This is a genomic window from Mesorhizobium sp. P2_C5_2 (assembly GCF_056404535.1).
This window is the reverse complement of record NZ_JBFUDV010000005.1, coordinates 985125-1002119: the sequence shown is the minus strand read 5'-3', so window position 1 is coordinate 1002119 and position 16995 is coordinate 985125. Positions and strand designations below refer to the sequence as shown.

General features: G+C 61.1%; 20 protein-coding genes and 1 tRNA gene. 15 read left to right on the top strand and 6 right to left on the bottom strand.

Annotated elements, in window-relative coordinates; genetic code table 11:
• Positions 1–103 precede the first annotated feature (103 nt).
• The 3 genes from AC1D1B_RS23340 to AC1D1B_RS23330 all read left to right on the top strand — a co-directional run bounded on the left by AC1D1B_RS23340 (position 104) and on the right by AC1D1B_RS23330 (position 2276).
• Complete coding sequence (locus AC1D1B_RS23340) at positions 104–955, top strand: alpha/beta fold hydrolase (RefSeq protein WP_477334724.1); 852 nt, start codon at positions 104–106, stop codon at positions 953–955.
• Positions 956–1070: 115 nt separating this feature from the next.
• Positions 1071–1730 (top strand): outer membrane protein, encoded by a 660-nt coding sequence (locus AC1D1B_RS23335; RefSeq protein ID WP_477334723.1) that lies wholly within the window; start codon positions 1071–1073, stop codon positions 1728–1730.
• Between the two features lie 255 nt (positions 1731–1985).
• On the top strand, positions 1986–2276 hold the full coding sequence (locus tag AC1D1B_RS23330) for a hypothetical protein (RefSeq protein WP_477334722.1): 291 nt from the start codon (positions 1986–1988) through the stop codon (positions 2274–2276).
• On the opposite strand, the gene AC1D1B_RS23325 is transcribed toward AC1D1B_RS23330, so the two are convergent.
• A complete protein-coding gene (locus AC1D1B_RS23325) occupies positions 2273–2932 on the bottom strand; it encodes an outer membrane protein (protein ID WP_477334721.1) in 660 nt (219 codons plus the stop codon). The genes AC1D1B_RS23330 and AC1D1B_RS23325 overlap by 4 nt on opposite strands.
• Positions 2933–3352: 420 nt before the next feature.
• Between AC1D1B_RS23325 and AC1D1B_RS23320 the strand changes: the two genes are divergently transcribed.
• A tRNA-Leu gene (locus AC1D1B_RS23320) sits at positions 3353–3438 on the top strand.
• A gap of 137 nt (positions 3439–3575) precedes the next feature.
• On the opposite strand, the gene AC1D1B_RS23315 is transcribed toward AC1D1B_RS23320, so the two are convergent.
• On the bottom strand, positions 3576–3854 hold the full coding sequence (locus AC1D1B_RS23315; RefSeq protein ID WP_477334720.1) for a hypothetical protein: 279 nt from the start codon (positions 3852–3854) through the stop codon (positions 3576–3578).
• Positions 3855–4315: 461 nt separating this feature from the next.
• Here AC1D1B_RS23315 and AC1D1B_RS23310 point away from each other — a divergent pair, with 461 nt between their 5' ends.
• A complete protein-coding gene (locus AC1D1B_RS23310) occupies positions 4316–4534 on the top strand; it encodes a hypothetical protein (RefSeq protein WP_477334719.1) in 219 nt (72 codons plus the stop codon).
• A 1726-nt stretch (positions 4535–6260) separates the two neighbouring features.
• Positions 6261–6467, top strand: a complete 207-nt coding sequence (locus tag AC1D1B_RS23305; protein ID WP_477334718.1) for a hypothetical protein — start codon at positions 6261–6263, stop codon at positions 6465–6467.
• Positions 6468–6525: 58 nt separating this feature from the next.
• Here the strand turns inward: AC1D1B_RS23305 and AC1D1B_RS23300 are convergent, their stop codons facing one another.
• Positions 6526–7440, bottom strand: a complete 915-nt coding sequence (locus AC1D1B_RS23300) for an ATP-grasp fold amidoligase family protein (RefSeq protein ID WP_477334717.1) — start codon at positions 7438–7440, stop codon at positions 6526–6528.
• Between the two features lie 318 nt (positions 7441–7758).
• Here AC1D1B_RS23300 and AC1D1B_RS23295 point away from each other — a divergent pair, with 318 nt between their 5' ends.
• Positions 7759–9264 (top strand): HAL/PAL/TAL family ammonia-lyase, encoded by a 1506-nt coding sequence (locus AC1D1B_RS23295; protein WP_477334716.1) that lies wholly within the window; start codon positions 7759–7761, stop codon positions 9262–9264.
• 27 nt (positions 9265–9291) lie between these two features.
• Here AC1D1B_RS23295 and AC1D1B_RS23290 read toward each other — a convergent pair whose 3' ends face one another.
• On the bottom strand, positions 9292–9870 hold the full coding sequence (locus AC1D1B_RS23290; RefSeq protein ID WP_477334715.1) for an NUDIX domain-containing protein: 579 nt from the start codon (positions 9868–9870) through the stop codon (positions 9292–9294).
• A 155-nt stretch (positions 9871–10025) separates the two neighbouring features.
• On the opposite strand from AC1D1B_RS23290, the gene AC1D1B_RS23285 reads away from it, so the two are divergent.
• The 4 genes from AC1D1B_RS23285 to AC1D1B_RS23270 all read left to right on the top strand — a co-directional run bounded on the left by AC1D1B_RS23285 (position 10026) and on the right by AC1D1B_RS23270 (position 12273).
• The gene (locus AC1D1B_RS23285; protein ID WP_477334714.1) at positions 10026–11123 is read left to right on the top strand and encodes an NADH:flavin oxidoreductase/NADH oxidase; all 1098 of its coding nucleotides are present in this window, start codon (positions 10026–10028) and stop codon (positions 11121–11123) included.
• A gap of 122 nt (positions 11124–11245) precedes the next feature.
• Positions 11246–11560 (top strand): SH3 domain-containing protein, encoded by a 315-nt coding sequence (locus AC1D1B_RS23280; protein WP_477334713.1) that lies wholly within the window; start codon positions 11246–11248, stop codon positions 11558–11560.
• A 155-nt stretch (positions 11561–11715) separates the two neighbouring features.
• Positions 11716–11994: a DUF982 domain-containing protein gene (locus AC1D1B_RS23275; protein WP_352560999.1), complete on the top strand. Its 279-nt coding sequence runs from the start codon at positions 11716–11718 to the stop codon at positions 11992–11994.
• Positions 11995–12033: 39 nt separating this feature from the next.
• The gene (locus tag AC1D1B_RS23270; protein ID WP_181061546.1) at positions 12034–12273 is read left to right on the top strand and encodes a DUF2188 domain-containing protein; all 240 of its coding nucleotides are present in this window, start codon (positions 12034–12036) and stop codon (positions 12271–12273) included.
• An 81-nt stretch (positions 12274–12354) separates the two neighbouring features.
• On the opposite strand, the gene AC1D1B_RS23265 is transcribed toward AC1D1B_RS23270, so the two are convergent.
• Both AC1D1B_RS23265 and AC1D1B_RS23260 read right to left on the bottom strand, forming a co-directional pair.
• Positions 12355–12624 carry a hypothetical protein gene (locus AC1D1B_RS23265; RefSeq protein ID WP_477334712.1) on the bottom strand — a complete coding sequence of 90 codons (270 nt, stop codon included), beginning with the start codon at positions 12622–12624 and terminating at the stop codon, positions 12355–12357.
• A gap of 157 nt (positions 12625–12781) precedes the next feature.
• A complete protein-coding gene (locus tag AC1D1B_RS23260) occupies positions 12782–13768 on the bottom strand; it encodes an alpha/beta fold hydrolase (RefSeq protein WP_477334711.1) in 987 nt (328 codons plus the stop codon).
• Between the two features lie 173 nt (positions 13769–13941).
• On the opposite strand from AC1D1B_RS23260, the gene AC1D1B_RS23255 reads away from it, so the two are divergent.
• The 4 genes from AC1D1B_RS23255 (at position 13942) to AC1D1B_RS23240 (ending at position 16901) form a co-directional block, all read left to right on the top strand.
• Positions 13942–14685, top strand: a complete 744-nt coding sequence (locus AC1D1B_RS23255; RefSeq protein WP_477334710.1) for a competence/damage-inducible protein A — start codon at positions 13942–13944, stop codon at positions 14683–14685.
• 94 nt (positions 14686–14779) lie between these two features.
• Positions 14780–15613 carry a universal stress protein gene (locus tag AC1D1B_RS23250; protein ID WP_477265166.1) on the top strand — a complete coding sequence of 278 codons (834 nt, stop codon included), beginning with the start codon at positions 14780–14782 and terminating at the stop codon, positions 15611–15613.
• 82 nt (positions 15614–15695) lie between these two features.
• Positions 15696–16196 (top strand): xanthine phosphoribosyltransferase, encoded by a 501-nt coding sequence (gene gpt / locus AC1D1B_RS23245; RefSeq protein WP_181061551.1) that lies wholly within the window; start codon positions 15696–15698, stop codon positions 16194–16196.
• Positions 16197–16403: 207 nt separating this feature from the next.
• Positions 16404–16901, top strand: coding sequence for an NUDIX hydrolase (locus AC1D1B_RS23240; protein ID WP_477334709.1), 498 nt, complete (start codon positions 16404–16406; stop codon positions 16899–16901).
• The last annotated feature ends 94 nt before the right edge of the window (positions 16902–16995 follow it).

Below are 16995 nucleotides of genomic sequence, written 5' to 3'. Positions count from 1 at the left end.
CGTCGGTCCGACATTCCTGCCGGCCAGCGGCTTTCAATCAAGCCAGGCTTGTTGACTAGTCCCGCCAAAAGGCGATGCTGGACACAACCCTAAGGAGATAAGCATGATCCGTCTCTGGAAAGCCTTCGCCATTGTCATCCTGCTCATGGCGTCGACCGCCTTTGCCGCTGCCGAGGAGCGTTGGCAGACCTTGCCGGAGCCGGCGGCCATGCCCAAACCGGATCAGAGTGGCTATGCGCCGGTCAACGGTATCCAGATGTACTACGCCGTCTTCGGCGCCGGTGATCCGATCCTCTTGATCCATGGCGGCCTTGGCCACGCCGACATCTGGGCGAGCCAGGTGGCGACGATGTCCAAGACCCACAAGGTGATCGTCGCCGACAGCCGCGGCCACGGCCGATCCACGCGCACCGAGCAGCCTTACGGCTACGACCTCATGGCGTCCGACTATCTGGCACTTCTCGACTACCTCAAGATCGACAAGACCGCTCTTGTCGGCTGGAGCGACGGCGGCATTATCGGCATCGACATCGCGCTGCATCATCCGGAGCGGCTGACCAGGCTCTTTGCGCAAGCCGCCAATGTCACCACCGATGGCGTCGATCCCGGCGTGATGACCAACAAGACCTTTGCCGCTTACATCGACCGCTCGGGCCGCGACTACAAGAAGATGTCGAAGACGCCGGACCAGTACGATGCCTTCGTTTCGCAAATCAGCCACATGTGGGAGTCGGAGCCGGCCTGGACCAAGGAACAGCTCGGCAAGATCACCACGCCGACGGCGATCGTTGCCGGCGACCATGACGAGGCGATCAAGCGCGAACACACCGAGTACATGGCCTCCGTCATTCCGGGCGCCAAGCTTATCATCCTGCCCAATGCTAGTCATTTCGCCATGCTTCAGGCGCCGGATGAATATAGCCAGGCGGCGCTGGATTTCATTGACGGCAAATAGAGCATAGCGCGCAGCAACAGGCACATTTCGATTGTTGAACAATGGGTTCCGTTTTGCGGCGAATAGAGCTACCTTGCTGCTAGGAGTCTTCTGAACCGCCATTTCGGAGTGCTCGATGCGTCGTCTGACGCTCGCAAGTGCCGGATTTTTGACCGCTCTGGCCGCCCCGGCATTCGCCGCCGACCCGATGGCGGTGCCGATGACCGAACCGGGCTTCGACTGGACCGGCTATTATGCCGGTCTGCAGGCCGGCTACGGCTGGGGCCAGTCTGACATCACGGGAACAGAGGGCGAGCCGTTTTCCACCTCGCCCGACCTCGATGGTGGTTTCGTCGGCGGCCACGTCGCCGGCCTGTGGCAGTTCGACCAAGCGGTGATCGGCGCCGAGGCCGAGCTCAACTATTCCCGTATCAACGGCACGACGGAACTAGGCCCCCCGGGAAACATTTTCGGCACCGACATCAAATGGTTCGGGTCGGTCAACGCCAAGGCCGGCTACGCCATGGACCGGCTGCTGGTCTATGGCATTGGCGGCGTCGCTTTCGCCGGCATCGAGACCTCGCAAGCCCCGGACTTCGCCAGCACACGCACGCATGTCGGCTGGACGCTCGGCGCCGGCGTCGACTACGCGCTGACTGACAAGTTCGTCGTCGGCGCCCAATATCGCTACTACGATTTCGGCTCCGAACACCATGACGGGTCCGCCGAATTCGTCGCCCGCGATCAGGACGTGAAGCAGAACACCGTCGGCATCAATCTCAGCTACAAGTTCTGAGCGTCCTCGGCGACTGAGATTTTCGCCACAACCAATTGTTTTGAAATCACGAACCACCTTTCATGAGTTCGAGTGGCGACACTCGGCAAAAGATGCCTTGACGGGTTTTCGCTAGCGTCTGAAAAGGGCTGGCCTGCGGACGTGGCGGAATCGGTAGACGCAAGGGACTTAAAATCCGCGATAATCCATCCCGACGCGTCCTTCTAACAGCTTTCACAAGCCCAAATCGAACGCTTCCTGGTCGCAGCAGAAGCGATGCACAAGAGCATCGTCGGTCCGCTCCTGGATTACCACAGCGAGCACTACCGCGCGCTTCGCGAGGTCCATGAGCCGCTTTTGAAATCGATCGAGAAGATCACCGGCAAGAGGGCCGAGTTCATCCAGTGGAATTTGACAGGGCCGGCAAAGCCGCGCGGGAGACGCGGTCAGATTAAGTCCGGGCTGCTGTCCTGCGACGACGCATCGCCGGGATATTTTTCTGATTCCTGCGCAAAGAAAGCCCGTCGCGGTTTGCGACAGGCTCTCTATAGGACTTCAGAAGACTAGAATTTGTAGGCGATGCCGAGGCGAACCTCGTTGGTCTTCAGATCAACATCGGCATCGATCAGACCTCCAAAGGACTCTGAGCCGAAGTCAGTATAGCGATACTCGCCTCGCAGCAGCAGATTGTCGGTCATGGCATAATCCAAGCCGACGCCTATCGTCCATCCTGTGAATGTATCTCCGAACGAAGGTCCGCCGGCACTACTGCTATTGTCGACATCGCCAAACGCAACGCCACCCGCAATATAAGGAAGGAAGCGATCAACGGCATATCCTAGACGAAGTCTTGCCGCCCCACTCCAGTTGAGTTCTTCGGTTGCGTCGAAGCCCGATGGGACACCAGGAGCGAGGAATATTGGGCCGCTGCCATCAACATTCGCATACACGACGTCCAGTTCCGCACCAATCACGATGTTGTTCGACATCTGATAGTTGTAACCGGCGTAGACGCCACCAAGGAACCCGTTAGGATCTGTGTCGACAAAGCCCGGCCCGCTGATCTGGTCTATGTTGCCATTACCCCACGCATAGCCTGCCTGAAGCCCGATATACCCGCCCGTCCAGCTAAAAACCGGCGCGGCTTCTGGGATGATGGCATCGGCAGCAAAGGCCGATGACGCCAGCAGAGACAACGACAAAGCAAGAAGCAGCTTCTTCATAGGTGATCTCCCGCAACCTACCCTTTGGTAGCAGAGAGCGCTGACAGGTGTAGTTGTATATCTGCCACAGTAAACCAAGATTCAAACTGCGGTAACGCAGCGCATCGCCTTGGGGTGGGGAAGCCAGGGAAAGATGCTCTCGTGTTCTGCGGGCCCGGGGGCACACAGGCGTCCCTCGGAGGAAACTATGAACAGCAAACACAACAATGCAGGGTGAAGTGTGTCCAGACGACAGGCAAGCCATACCCAATGTGTGTGAATGAGTGCAATCACGACTCGGAAGCCTACGACTGATCAACTGAGATTGTCGCCACAACCAATTGTTTTAAAATCACGAACCACCTTTCATGAGGTCGTGTGGCGACACTCGGCAAAAGATGGCTTGACGGGTTTTCGCTGGCGTCTGAAAAGGGCTGGCCTGCGGACGTGGCGGAATTGGTAGACGCAAGGGACTTAAAATCCCTCGATCTCTGATCGTACGGGTTCGATTCCCGTCGTCCGCACCATTTTTGGCTGCCGCGCCTCCAGGCAAAGGAGGCTTCCTCGGAAAAACCAAAGACGTAAGCGAACGGCGACCAGCGCGCTGTGTCACGCCGGCGGCTTGGCGAAAAGGCCGTTTCACGGCACCCGTGAGACCATCACCTTACTTGATGTAAACCAGCACGTAGCGGTTCTTGTAAGGCTGGTAATACTTGGTCCCGCATTTCCAGACCACGGCGCCACCGCTGTAGGTGGTCTTCACGCACCCCTTGGGCAGGGTCGTGATGTAGATGGTCGTCCTCTGGATCACGACCGTCTTTGCTTCCACCGGACTGACGAGGCGAAACCCCAAAATACCGTCAAAGCCGTTGACGGCCACCAAAGAGATCGCGAGCACCCCACAAGTGGCGAGCGCACGACAGAACAAGCTGCGACTGATCATAGACTTTCCCCTCCGCTCCAGGCCGCTCTGGCAGCCTACCAGCAACGGGCAAAGCCTCAAAGGACTTAAAATTCCTGACCGAAAGGTGTGTGGGTTCGAGTCCCACCGTCCGCACCAACCCTCCGCAAATCCTTCTAATCGTTGAGCAATTCAGAGCGCCAAGGCTACGGCTTGGCTTCCCGTTTCCTACGACCAATTAAATCGAGGGTACGCCGCTGATCCGGGTACGCTTCGCAAGGGTACGCCTGCGCCGCTTCGCTGATTGCCGTTCCTGCGGCCAGCAGCCTGCCGCTGGTGCCACGTTGGCCTTCCGGCGCTGGTTCGCATAACGCATCATTCTTGACGGGATTTAGAGATCAGGAGCACATTAAGCGCGCCGACCGAGAGCTGGCAGGCCCGGCCGAGACCGCGTGTGCGATGAAAACCTCGAGCAGCATCACGGAGACTGACGGGAGGAAGAAATGAGCAGTGTTAAGGACGTTTGCGATCGAGCACGATCGCTATGGCTGCGGGTGGTGCGATCGACCCACCCTGTCGACGATGTCGAGAACGACGGGCTGTATCGGCTGATCGACGGCAAAAACAAGGCCATCACCGGCACCAACTTCGAGGCGTCCCGCTTCGACATCGAGACCGATCTATCGCGGTGGGAGAGCTACAAGCCACCGAACCGTAACTGAAAACCATTCCGGTTCGGAGAGAGCTACAAGCCACCGCGCGTCGAGCCTGCGTTTCACGGCAAGCCGGGCGGCTCCGCACCGATTCCGCATCGCAAGAATGCTGGGCGCGTCGAGTACCCAGATTAGACGGTATGCTACGGACTTAAAATCCCTGGATCTCTGATCGTACGGGTTCGATTCCCGTCGTCCGCACCACGTTGAATCAATTAACGATCTGTCCTTGGGGATTTGGCAGGCCGGCCGTCAGGACTTTTTATCGCCGTTTGGATTTGGTGCCGGCGCCTCGCGCACATCTCGCGGTGGCGGGTCGACATGTCGAGGCTCTGGCGATGCGTCCTGGTCTGGACGCAGAGGCGTCTTCCTTGGACTGGGTTTCGGCGGCGGATCTTTGATTTTGCCTCGCATACCCAAGAACCGACATAGCCACTCTCTTGTTCCCACACATGCTCTGATATTTTAGCAACGGCGAAACAAAGTCCCGATTCCAGCGTTGAGATTTCGTCCACAATGGGGAGAAACTCGCAAATGGATCCGGCAATTGCAGCAATGATGGTTCTGTTGTCGTGCAGCCCAGGACAGGCTGTCTGCAAACCGCTCGATACGTCACCGGCCATGATGTTCGTATCCCTTGACCAATGCCAGGTTGCGTTGGCCAACAGGCTGGCTGGCGTCCCGAACGGGGAGATCGTGGGACGATGCAGTTCTGTCGACCCAACCGCTACAGGTTCCCTTCCCGCGGGATACAGGACGGTCGTCGTCACGCGGGGCATGGGAGCGAATGCGGTGAGCAGTCGCTACATCGTGCTGCACAAAGACTGAAGCCCGCCACCGAGAGGCAGCGGGCACGGCCGCCCGAGCTACTCCAAAGGCGGATCTTCGCTCGGCGGAGCCAAAACGGTAATATCCATTCTGGCGATTGTCGATGCGGCGCGCCCCTGCGCACCAGGAGCTGTGTCGCCACTTTCTGCCACCATAGCCTTGGCGCGATGTCCTACGCTGTCTGCGCTTTTGCCTGGCGCAAATCCTTCGCCCGGTTCAGTCTTTGCGGGTTTCGGTTGAGTTTCCGGAACCTGCCGATGTTGATTTCCAATCGCCGAGACCATTGATACCTCCGCTTGTTGAGGCCGTGACAGTACCTGTCAAGGCTGGAGCGAGCCTGACCTTTTTAAACAGCCGCCGGGTTGCTCCCGCTCGCGGCCCAAACGTCGCGCTCTTCTGGCGTGCCGATAGGTCGGCGCCCACAACGTCGATCTTGGGATATCTCGTCGGGTGGGGAGTTCAACCTTAGCCCCCCTTGATGCGGCACCGGTTTCGCCCGACAATAGGGAACGATTTCGCCCGCCATGTGTTAGACGCTCATGAATCCCTCGGACCCCGGACCCAGAATGGCAGCCGATCTTTTCACGATGCGACTCGCCGATGCTCAGCAGCGCATCAAACAGACCGAGCTCGCGCTTATACTCAGCGAGAAAATGGTGGCTGAGAACCTCGCTCTATCCAGCAGGATACGATCTGCGAGGCGGCGTATCGTGAAGCCGAGAGGGCGTCTGGCGACAATCGACCCAACCAACCCTGAAAGAATTCACCCAATAATCGCAACCCACTCCCGATAGGGTGGGAGGCTGTTGGTACCCTTTGGCGGCGATCGGCCAATACGTCGCAGGAACCAAAGCGTTTGGCATGGGTTGGTATTCCGAAGGGACCGCAACCCTAAGGAATCGGAACAATGGACCTGATGAACCTGGAACTGGCCAGAGCGCGACAGAGCGTTGGCCGGGCAAAGCTGGACCTCGAACGTGCTGAAAACCTGCTAGATGAAGACTGCGGCGTCGCCGTGAATCTCGCATTGTGTTGCCGAATTCGGTCTGCGCAAAGGCGCGTGGTCGAGGCCAGGCAGCGGCTCACGAAGATCGATCCCGGCAGGACAAACTGACCGATAATGAGCCCGACCCTGAACCCCGCAATGGCAGGCCCCACCCGAAACAGCCGTCTCAAGTGTCGAGATAGCCGGCGGCCACGAGCATTGCCTTGTATCGTCGGGCAAATCGGCTGGGCAAACGGCTGAGGTAACCCGAGCCGCCAATATCCCAATGCGCGCCCAGTTCGCCATCGAAGCTCGCCGGGTCGAATTGTAGCAGCCCGCTGCGCGGATAGACCGTGAATTCCCCGAAGATCGGCTCCCCTTCCTCCTCGTAGAAATCGACGCGCACCATGTCGAACTCGCTGCCAAGCGCCTCGGCTGCCTCGATCATCCGGGCGAGGCTGTTGGGAGGGGGAATTTCCAGGCTCGAGTCGATCGCACCCTGGACGATGTTGAGCGGGCGCCAGTCACGATCCAGGTGGCCCGTATTTTTGGCAGTGGAACGGAAAGCGACGACGACGATGTACTCGACGCGGCCAGCCAGCACACAGAGTTTGTAGTCGACCGGGTCATAATCCTGGTCCTTGCCGACCAGCGCTTCGACGAAAACCCGCCGCTTGATGTGCGCATAGCTGCGCTCCACCTTGCGGGTGCCATAGGTCTGGGCAAGGTGTCCCGTCATCTCGGCAATGATCGCCTCCCGGTCGGCGCTTGCCGGATCGCGAACGATCACATTCATGGCGCAACCGTGGTTGCATTTGACGGCGTAAGGAACGTCCAAGTCATCGAAGGGGATTTGACGCGGGTCATCGCCCTGCCACAGCACCTTTGGGATGGAGAGCCAGGGAAGCCGCTTCCGGACAATTTCCTTGGACTCGAGCTTGTCGAGAAGACCGGCAAATCGAGGATCGTCATCGAAAATCTTGCGCCAGTGGATCTTTTCCGTGAACGTCACCGGAGCTGCAAAATTCGGCAGATGCCGCATCCGCTCAAGGAAACGCTGGGTCAACTGGCGGTAGCGGACAAGCAGCGCGGCGTTCAGCAACAGGAGAGATGCTCGCGCGCTGTTTCGCTTCAGCCATGCCTTTGCACCACGCGCCATTCCGGTGTCCTTACAACTTGCGGACGACTAGGCGACCGGGATTCTCGGGTCAAGTCCGCGATGACGCATCCTCCGAAAGAGCTGCAGGTGCCGGATCAGAATTTATTACCCACGACGTCGCTACAGTCGCATCAATCGCCGATTCCATCGTCATTATGCATCGCGGTTGTGCGGTAGGGAGCCAAGAGCAAGGTTCTCACCCAGCCTTTCGAGCGAGCCAACAGCGCTTGCGCATCCGCAGCGCTATTTTCGGAACGACCAATGACAATCACCATAGATGGCAACGCCAGCTGGCGCGACATCGCGCAAGTGAGCGAGGGCGAATCCTTGGCGCTCAGTCCCGCAGCGTGGGAGAGGATCGCCTTTGCCAACCGGATCGTAGCTTCCATCGTCGAAAAGGGCATCCGCGCCTATGGCGTAAATACCGGGGTTGGCGCATTGGCAAGCAAGGTGGTGGCGCCTGCGCTGCAAAAGAAATTGTCGCGCAACATCATTCGCAGTCACGCCTGCGGCGTCGGTGACCTGGTGCCGAGACGCGGCGTGCGCGCCATCATTGCCGCTCAAGTGGCAAATTTTGCGCATGGCCATTCCGGTGTGAGCCCTCAGATCGTCCGCAATCTGCTCACCTTTATCGAGCGCGACTGTGTTCCCGACGTGCCATCCAGGGGATCGGCCGGGTATTTGACGCATAACGCGCATGTAGCACTGGTCTTGATCGGTGAAGGCAGCGCAACCGTGGCAGGCCGCTCGATGAGCGGACTGGAAGCGCTTGCAGAAATGGGTCTGGAGCCCCTGGAGCTTGGCGCGAAAGAAGGTTTGAGTCTCGTCAATGGCACGGCTTGCGCGACCGGCCTGACAAGCATTGCCGTGCAACGCGCGGAGCGTCTGTTGGGATGGGCTGACGCGGCGGCCGCTTTGACGCTTGAAGCCGCGGGGGCACAAATGCCGGCCTTCGGCGAAGCCATCCTGGCGATGCGGCCCTCACCCGGCATTCAGGATGTCGGCAAAGCGCTGCGTGGCTGGCTTCACGGCAGCGAGCTTATCGCGCTGTCCCACGGCAGCCGCACGCAAGACGCACTCAGTCTTCGCGCCGTGCCGCATGTTCACGGCGCCGCCCGCGAGGTGTTGGACCGGTCCGCTGAGCTGGTTGACCGCGAACTGGCTGCCGTCACCGACAATCCAGCGGTATTCGGATCGTTGAACGATCCTCAGGTTGTTTCAGAGGCGCATGCGGTGGCGCCGGCGCTCGGACAGGCCGCCGACGGCCTGACGATCGCTTTGGCGCAGGTGGCTGGAATGAGCGAGCGGCGGATCGACCGTCTCGTCAATCCTCTGGTCAACAATCTGCCAGCCTTCCTTGCCGATGAGGACGGCAGCAATTCCGGCTTCATGATTGCCCAATACACCGCCACGTCGCTCAGCAACGTCAACCGGCGCCTGGCCGCCCCGGCGGCGACCGACGGCGGCGTTACATCCGGGCTGCAAGAGGACTTTCTTGCGCATCCAACCGTCGCCGCCAACAAGCTGCTCGCGGTTATCGACAACGCGGAATACATTCTGGCAATCGAACTCATGGCCGCCGCGCAAGCCCATGATTTTCTGGCAGAGCGCGATGCACGTGCACCTGGTACCGACACCATCTACCGAATGGTCCGGGAAAATATCGCTCACTATTCCGACGATCGGCCTCTGTCCGGGGACATGGAGGAATTGCGCAACTTCATCCGCGAAGTGGACGTGCCACCCTGTCCGCAGCCTACCGAGTGAGGCACCTGCCCGCCGAGCTTCGAGCGGCTAGGCCTTCATCGGGTACAGCTTCAGGTGCTGGATCAGGATGATCGTCTTGGCGTCGATGATGCGGCCGTCAATGATGCTGGCCAGCGCCTCATCGAGCGGCATTTCAAGCACCTCGATGTCCTCGCCCTCTTCCGGCGCGCCGCCGCCGGCCGAGATGCGGTCGGCGGGTGAGTAGCGCGCCACGAAGAACCACAGCCGTTCGGTGACACTGCCCGGGCTCATATAGGGCGCAAACAGCCGCTCGATGTTCTCTAAGTGATAACCGAGTTCCTCCTCCGCCTCCTTGCGGATGGCGGTTTCAGGATCGTTTTCGTCGAGTAGGCCGGCGCAGGCCTCGATCAGCGGTTCGCGGTGGCCGGTGACATAGGCGGGGTATCGGAACTGCCGCACCAGCAGCACAGTCTGGCGCTCGGGATCGAACGGCAGGATCACCGCACCGTCGCCGCGATCGTAGGTCTGGCGGATCTGCGTCTCCCACTGGCCGTCGCGCCGGCGATAGTCCAGCACGGTCTTCTTCAGAACCGCCCAGTCGTCGGAAAGGACTTCCTCCGAGCGGATGCGGATGCGATCGTCCATGGTCAACTCCGTGCTGTCGGCGCCATGGCGTAGCCGCGAACCGGTGTCCGCGCAACCGAAACGATGATTGGTCCAGCACCGGCTTTCACCGCCTCGTGTCTGGTGCCGTCAGTTGACGTCACCTACATAGCTGCAGCCCCTCCCGGAGTTTTTCGATGACCGCAGCGCTTTTCCAGCCGATCACCCTCGACGGCCTGACCTTCCCGAACCGCGTCGCTGTTGCACCCATGTGCCAGTATTCCGCCGACGACGGCTCGGCCAGCGACTGGCATCTCTATCACTGGATGAACCTGGCAATGTCGGGCGCCGGCATGGTCACCGTCGAAATGACCGACGTCGAGCGGCGCGGCCGCATCACCCATGGCTGCCTCGGCCTCTATTCCGACGACAATGAAGCCGCCGCCCGGCGCACACTGGATGCGGCAAGGCGCGTCGCGCCTCCCGGCACGAAATTCGGTATCCAGCTTGCCCACGCCGGCCGCAAAGCGTCCAACAGAAAACCCTGGGAAGGCGGTGGTCCGCTGCAGCCGGGCGAGGATCCCTGGCAGACGGTCTCGGCCTCGGCCATCGCCTATGACAGCGGCTGGAACGTGCCGCATGCGCTGGAGGAGGATGAAATCCTGCAGTTGGTCGAGCGCTTCACTCAAGCCGCAAGGCGGGCCGAGCGCGCCGGTTTCGACTTCCTCGAACTGCACGCCGCGCATGGCTATCTGATCTTCCAGTTCCTGTCGCCGCTCTCCAACCAGCGCACCGATCGCTGGGGCGGCTCACTGGAAAACCGCATGCGTTTCTTGATCGAGATCGCCAAGTCGGTGAGGAAGGCCGTCCCCAAGCTGATGCTTGGCACGCGCCTGTCGGTGAAGGAATGGGTCGATGGCGGCTTCGAGGGCGAGGATGCGATCGAAGTGGCCAAGGCGCTGAAAGCACTGGACATTGCCTATCTCTGCTGCTCGAGCGGCGGCAATTCGCCGTTGCAAAAGCTGCCGATCGGCCCCGGCTACCAGGTGCATCTGGCGGAAGCGGTGCGCAAGGGCGCCGGCATCCCGACGCGGGCTGTCGGCCTGATCGACGATCCCGCCCAGGCCGAAGCGATCGTCGCCGACGGCCGCGCCGATATGGTAGCGCTGGCTCGCGCTTTCCTTGCCGACCCACGCTGGGGGTGGCGCGCCGCCGCCACCTTTGACGAGAAAATCCACCCGGCGCCGCAACTTGCGCGCTCCGTGACGACGATGCAGCACTGGATGAAAGGCTAAGGGCCTGCACCGACGGATGCGCAAAAACGCATTCGCTGGACAGACTGCCGCAGCTTCGCTTTAATCCCCCGCAATATTCCCTGGGGGTAGGGCCGCCTTGGCGGCCGGGTTGGGAGCAAGTCATGGCATCAAGGGCAATCTATCCCGCGGCCGCCGCTCTGGTCGTCGCGCTGTCGTTCGCCGCGGCGTCTCCGGTTGGCGCGCAATATTGCGAAGGCACGGTGCACGGCCTGTCCAGGCACTACGATCTGGATACGGGAAGCGGGTTTCTCGCCGTGCGCGCGCGGCCGAACTCGTCGTCGCGCATGATCGGGCAATTGTTCAACGGCGATCACACCGAAATCTTCGACCGCCGCGGCAACTGGTACCAGATCGACTTCAAGGGGCGGACCGGCTGGGCCAACGCACGCTGGCTGCGCAACGATTGCGGTTACTGAGACGCCAATGCATGTCGCCCAAAAGTGGAACCGGTTTTGGGCTAACGGCATGCATCAGGCAAAGACCTAAAGGCACGTCGCAAAGCGCGACGCGACTTTTGGGCGCAGGCTGACTGCCACTTTTGCAACCAAATTGGCTGCTTTGCGTTGCGGCCATCATGGATAACAAACCTTTTGAAACGCCCGTCGTGGTCGAACTCGGCCATGTCGGCAAATATCGCCAGATCCGCAGCGCCCAGGAAGCGGCGGAGTGTCTGATGACGGTCTGGCCGCTCAATCGCGGCCCGCGCCATCGCGATGCTCTCGACACTTGCCTCAAAGTGCTGGAAGGTTATCGTTCGACGGCCGATGCGCGCCGGGCATTGATCGAAGCGGCCAAGGAATCGGAAGTCCTGGTTCCCGAAGACCGGCTGCCCGACGCCAAATTGCATTGAACGGGCCGCACTGAACGAACGGACGAACCGGAGGATTTCATGGCGAAGCTGACTTACAAGATCGTCGAGCATGACGGGGGCTGGGCCTACAAGGTCGGTTCGACATTCTCGGAGACATTCCCCACCCACCAGGACGCGCTGCGCGCCGCCGAGATCGCCTCGGCCGAGCAGCAGGTCGCCGGAACCACGGACGGCATCCAGTATGAGGATTCCGAAGGCAAGTGGCACGACGAACTGGCCGATGGCCGCGATCGGCCACAGACCGAAGTTTCCGACTAATCTTTTGCGTGAGCTGTCTCGCTGCCGGCCGTGGATGCCCTGTCTCAGGCATCCTGCCGGTCAGTCGAGTCTACGGCCTGATTACTTGCCGCAGTAGTGATCGTTGACGTTCAGCCCGGCATTGGCGTCGGGTCCCGCCGTATTAGAAGCACAAGGCCCAACCGGGCCGGTATTGCTCAGGCTGTTCAGGCCTGAGGAATCGATGCTGCCGGTGGTGTTCGGATCGACGCTCATCGTCTGCTCGCTCGAGACGGGGCGATGGTGGGTGTGGGCGGTATAGGACGACTGCGCCATCGCCGAGGTGGCGAGGCCAACCGTAAAGATCGAGATTGCGAGGATCTTGCTAAGCATAGAAAGTACTCCATTCCATTTTCTCGTCGCTTATCGTGCGACAGCGGAAGAATCCTCCAGCGAGCTCGAAGTTCCGACAAGAAAACGTGAAGCCGCGTGAGCTTCGACACCTTCGCGTGACCGCTGCGTGAAGTCGTGGTCGGCCGATTTGGCCGGTTCAATCCGAATTGATGTTGCGGCCTGCGAATGCCCGCTCGGCGATGCGCTTGATGAAAGCGATGACGCGGTCCGGCTCGACGAATTGCGGCATGTGGCCAAGCCCCTCGACGGCCTCGAAATCGACGCCTTCGATCCTGTCCGTCATCGGCGCTCCGTGGGTGCGCACGGCGATGACGCGGTCGTCGGTCCCAAAGAAAATACCGGCCGGCATGGCGATCTCGCCATAACGCCGCTCGATGCGGCCAAGATCCTGTTCGACCGCCACGAAATCGGTGGAGGTCGCATGGAAATGGCTTGGCCTCAGCCCGAGCCATCCGCCTCCGTGGATCATGTAGTCGGCGGGAACAGGCTGCGGCGCGAAGATGAACTCCATTGTCGGCCGCGCATATCTGAGGCTTGTCGGTATGGCGACGGTGTAGGCCATGATCCAGCGCCACAGGCGCGACCGGATATAGAGCAGGCCCGCTTTCTCGCGCACGCCGGCTTCCAGATGCGTCAGCGGCGCCAGCAGGGCGATGCCGGAAATCGCGTCGGGATGTTCCACTGCCAGGGTCAGCGCGACGGCGCCGCCCAGTGAGTGCCCGACCACAAGCGGCCTCTTCAAGCTGAGCGTTTCGATGAAACGGCTGATGAGCTCGGCCTGCTCAGGCAAGCGGCCGGTGGTGCCTTTCGCCCGCACCGAATAGCCCGATCCCGGCCGGTCGAGTGCAATCAGCCGGTAGCCCGGGCCGAAGCGTCCGAACAAAGTGTGCCTGAATTGATGGAGCTGGGCGCCAAGCCCGTGCACGAATACGATCGGCCTGCCCTCGCCCTCATCCACATAGTGGATGCGGTTGCCGTCGATTTCGACGAACTGTCCGCTGGTCGGCACCAGCTTTTCGGCCTTGGCGGCGATCAAGAGGGTCGCCGCCACCAGGCTGACGACGATGACGAGAGCCAGCACGAACAGGCCGATTAAGAGCCACAGCAGAATCGATACCAGCATTTTTCACCCGGAGCGGCCTGGGCGCGCACCATCACCCACTGCCGAAGGCACGGCAAGGCAGGTGGCGGCTTCTGTCGGCATTGCCGCCCGTTCGATGTCGCGCTATCTCAGGCGACCTTGTCTGCCCAGGGCGACCCTGTCTGCCCTGAGGCGCCTTTCCGCCGGAGCTTTCCATGCCTGAAATCGTCACTGCCGCCATGCTTGTCATCGGCGACGAGATTCTGTCCGGCCGTACCAAGGACAAAAATATCGGCCACCTCGCCGACATCATGACGGCCATCGGCATCGACCTGAAGGAAGTGCGTATCGTTCCCGACGAAGAGGACGAGATTGTCGCGGCGGTGAATGCCGTGCGTGCCCGCTACACCTATGTCTTCACCACCGGCGGCATCGGCCCGACGCATGACGACATCACCGCGGATTCGATCTCCAAGGCCTTTGGCGTGCCCTGCGAATATGACGCCAAGGCCTATGCCATGCTGGGCGAGAGCTATGCCGCGCGCGGCATCGAATACACCGAGGCGCGCAAGCGCATGTCGCGTATGCCGCGCGGCGCCGACCATATCGACAACCCGGTCTCCGTCGCGCCCGGCTTTCGCATCGGCAACGTCCATGTCATGGCCGGCGTGCCGTCGATCTTCCAGGCTATGCTGGACAATGTCGTGCCGACGCTGAAGGCCGGCACCAAAATGCTGTCGGCTACCGTCCATTGCCCGTTCGGCGAAGGCCTGATCGGCGGTCCCTTGGGCGACATCCAGAAGGCGCATCCCGACACGATCATCGGCTCCTACCCGAAATATGGCGATGGCAAATTCTGGACGGAGCTGGTCGTCCGCGCCCGCAGCCAGGAGGCGCTGGATTCCGCGCGCAAGGACGTCGAGGCCATGGTGGCCGGCTTTACCGCCGCAGCGACCTGATCCCGGTCTGCGGCCGTCATCGGCCGGAACAAAGCGCCGCACTTCCACGTTTTCCCTCGGGCGCACCCGGCGCCGGCAGATTTGAGGGATTCCCATGCGCTTCAAGACCATCGTCGCCATATTGCAGAACGAACAGGATGCCGAGCGCGTCCTCGACTGCGCCATCCCGCTTGCCGACCGGTTCGAGAGCCATCTCATCGGCATCCATGCCGAAGCGCTGCCCGTTCCCTACACCTCGGCCACCGGTTTTCCCGACACCGAGTTCCTGCAGGTTTCCGCCGACATGAACCGCGAGCGCGCCGAAAAACTGCAGGCGCTTTTCCTCAAGCAGATCGAAAAATCCGGCCTTTCCTTCGAATGGCGCAGTTTTGAGAGCTTTTCCGGCGACAGCGCGCTGACCGGCATCTCCAATGTCCGCGCCGCCGATCTGATCATCGCCGCCCAGCGCGAGACCGGCGGCGATCCGAGCGCCGATGTCGACACGCTGGTCTACGATGCCGGCCGGCCGGTGCTGGTGGTGCCGCATGACGGCCCGCTCGTCACCACCTTCAAACACGTGCTGCTCGCCTGGAACGGTAGCAAGGAGGCCGCGCGGGCCGCTTTCGACGCCCTGCCTTTCATCATCGAGGCGGAGAAGACGGATATACTGGTCATCGATCCGCCTGATACGCTGGATGAGAACCCGGAGGCTGCCGGGGCCGAGATCGCGGCGGCGCTGTCCAGGCACGGCGCGACGGTCAGCGTGTCGGTGCAGAAGTCGGGCGGCGCCTCTGTCGACGACGTCATCCAGACCCGGATCGCCGAGACCGGGGCCGACCTTCTGGTGCTCGGCGCCTACAGCCATTCCTGGCTGCGTCAGCTTTTGTTCGGCGGTGTCACGCGCACCGTGTTGCGCACCGTGCCGGTGGCGGCTTTCCTGTCGCGCTAAGCGAGAATTGCAGCCCTTGCCAAGGCCAACGCTTTCCGGCTAATTCCGCGCGCATTCCCTCGGCGCGCGGAGTGCACCAGCAATGTCCCTTCCTGAAAAAGCCTTTCCGGTCTCCTGGGACCAGTTCCACCGCGACGCCAGGGCGCTGGCCTGGCGTCTTGCCGGTGCCAACAAGGGTCAATGGAAAGCCATCGTCTGCATCACCCGTGGCGGACTGGTTCCCGCCGCCATCATCTCGCGCGAACTCGGCATTCGCGTCATCGAGACGGTCTGCGTGGCCTCCTATCACGACTACACCAGCCAGGGGCAGTTGCAGGTTCTGAAGGAGATCACGCCGGCGCTGCTCACCGATGACGGCGCCGGCGTGCTGATCATCGACGACCTCACCGACACCGGCAAGACGGCAGGCATCGTCCGCGCCATGATGCCCAAGGCGCATTTCGCCACCGTCTATGCCAAGCCGAAAGGCCGGCCGCTGGTCGACACCTTCGTCACCGAAGTCAGCCAGGACACCTGGATCTACTTCCCCTGGGACATGGGTTTTACCTACCAGAAACCGATCGCCGACGATCACGCCGGCTGATTCGCAGCACCCCTTTATCCGCCCAAATGGCCGGGCCCGCGCAGTTTGCTGTGGAAACTCGCGCGGCAAGACACAATATTCTGTGAAATCGACACTTGTTGGCGAAATTCGACGGGTTGGTGTGACGTTTTTTACTTTTATGACTTACACTTCCTCGTAAGATTCGTGTGACGGCAAACGATTCTGAGGGCTGGGGTAGCTTCTCTGATGCTGACGAGACCGACGACGCACAACCACCTGGCTGAAAGGGTCCAACGACTCTTCGGCACCGCGCCGTGCCGTCTGCAGGTTGCAGCGCTGCCGTGGCGCATGGGCGAACGCGGCGTCGAGATCATGCTGATCACCAGCCGTGACACCGGCCGCTGGGTGCTGCCCAAGGGCTGGCCCGAAGCCAGGGAGCCGCTCTGCGAGGCTGCAGCGCGCGAGGCCGGCGAGGAAGCCGGATTACGCGGCAAGATTTCGCATTTCGAGGCTGGCCGCTATTTCTACGCCAAGGCATTGGCCTCCGGAGAGGAAGTGCCTTGCGAAGTGCTGGTGTTCCCGATGCAGGTCGAGCGTGTTTCCGACCGCTGGAAGGAAAAGCGCGCACGCACCCGCAAATGGGTCAATTCGGCCGAAGCCGTGCGCATGGTCAACGAACCGGACCTTTGCCAGATCATCGCCCATTTCTGCGCTGATCCGCACAAATTCGCCGCTAGAACCTAGCTATAATTCCACTCAGCACATTCCCATGCGCCAGCGCAGGTGCTCGTCATCAATTCTGACCGTGTGCTTCGCCTCCGGCGCGGTCGATCCAGCT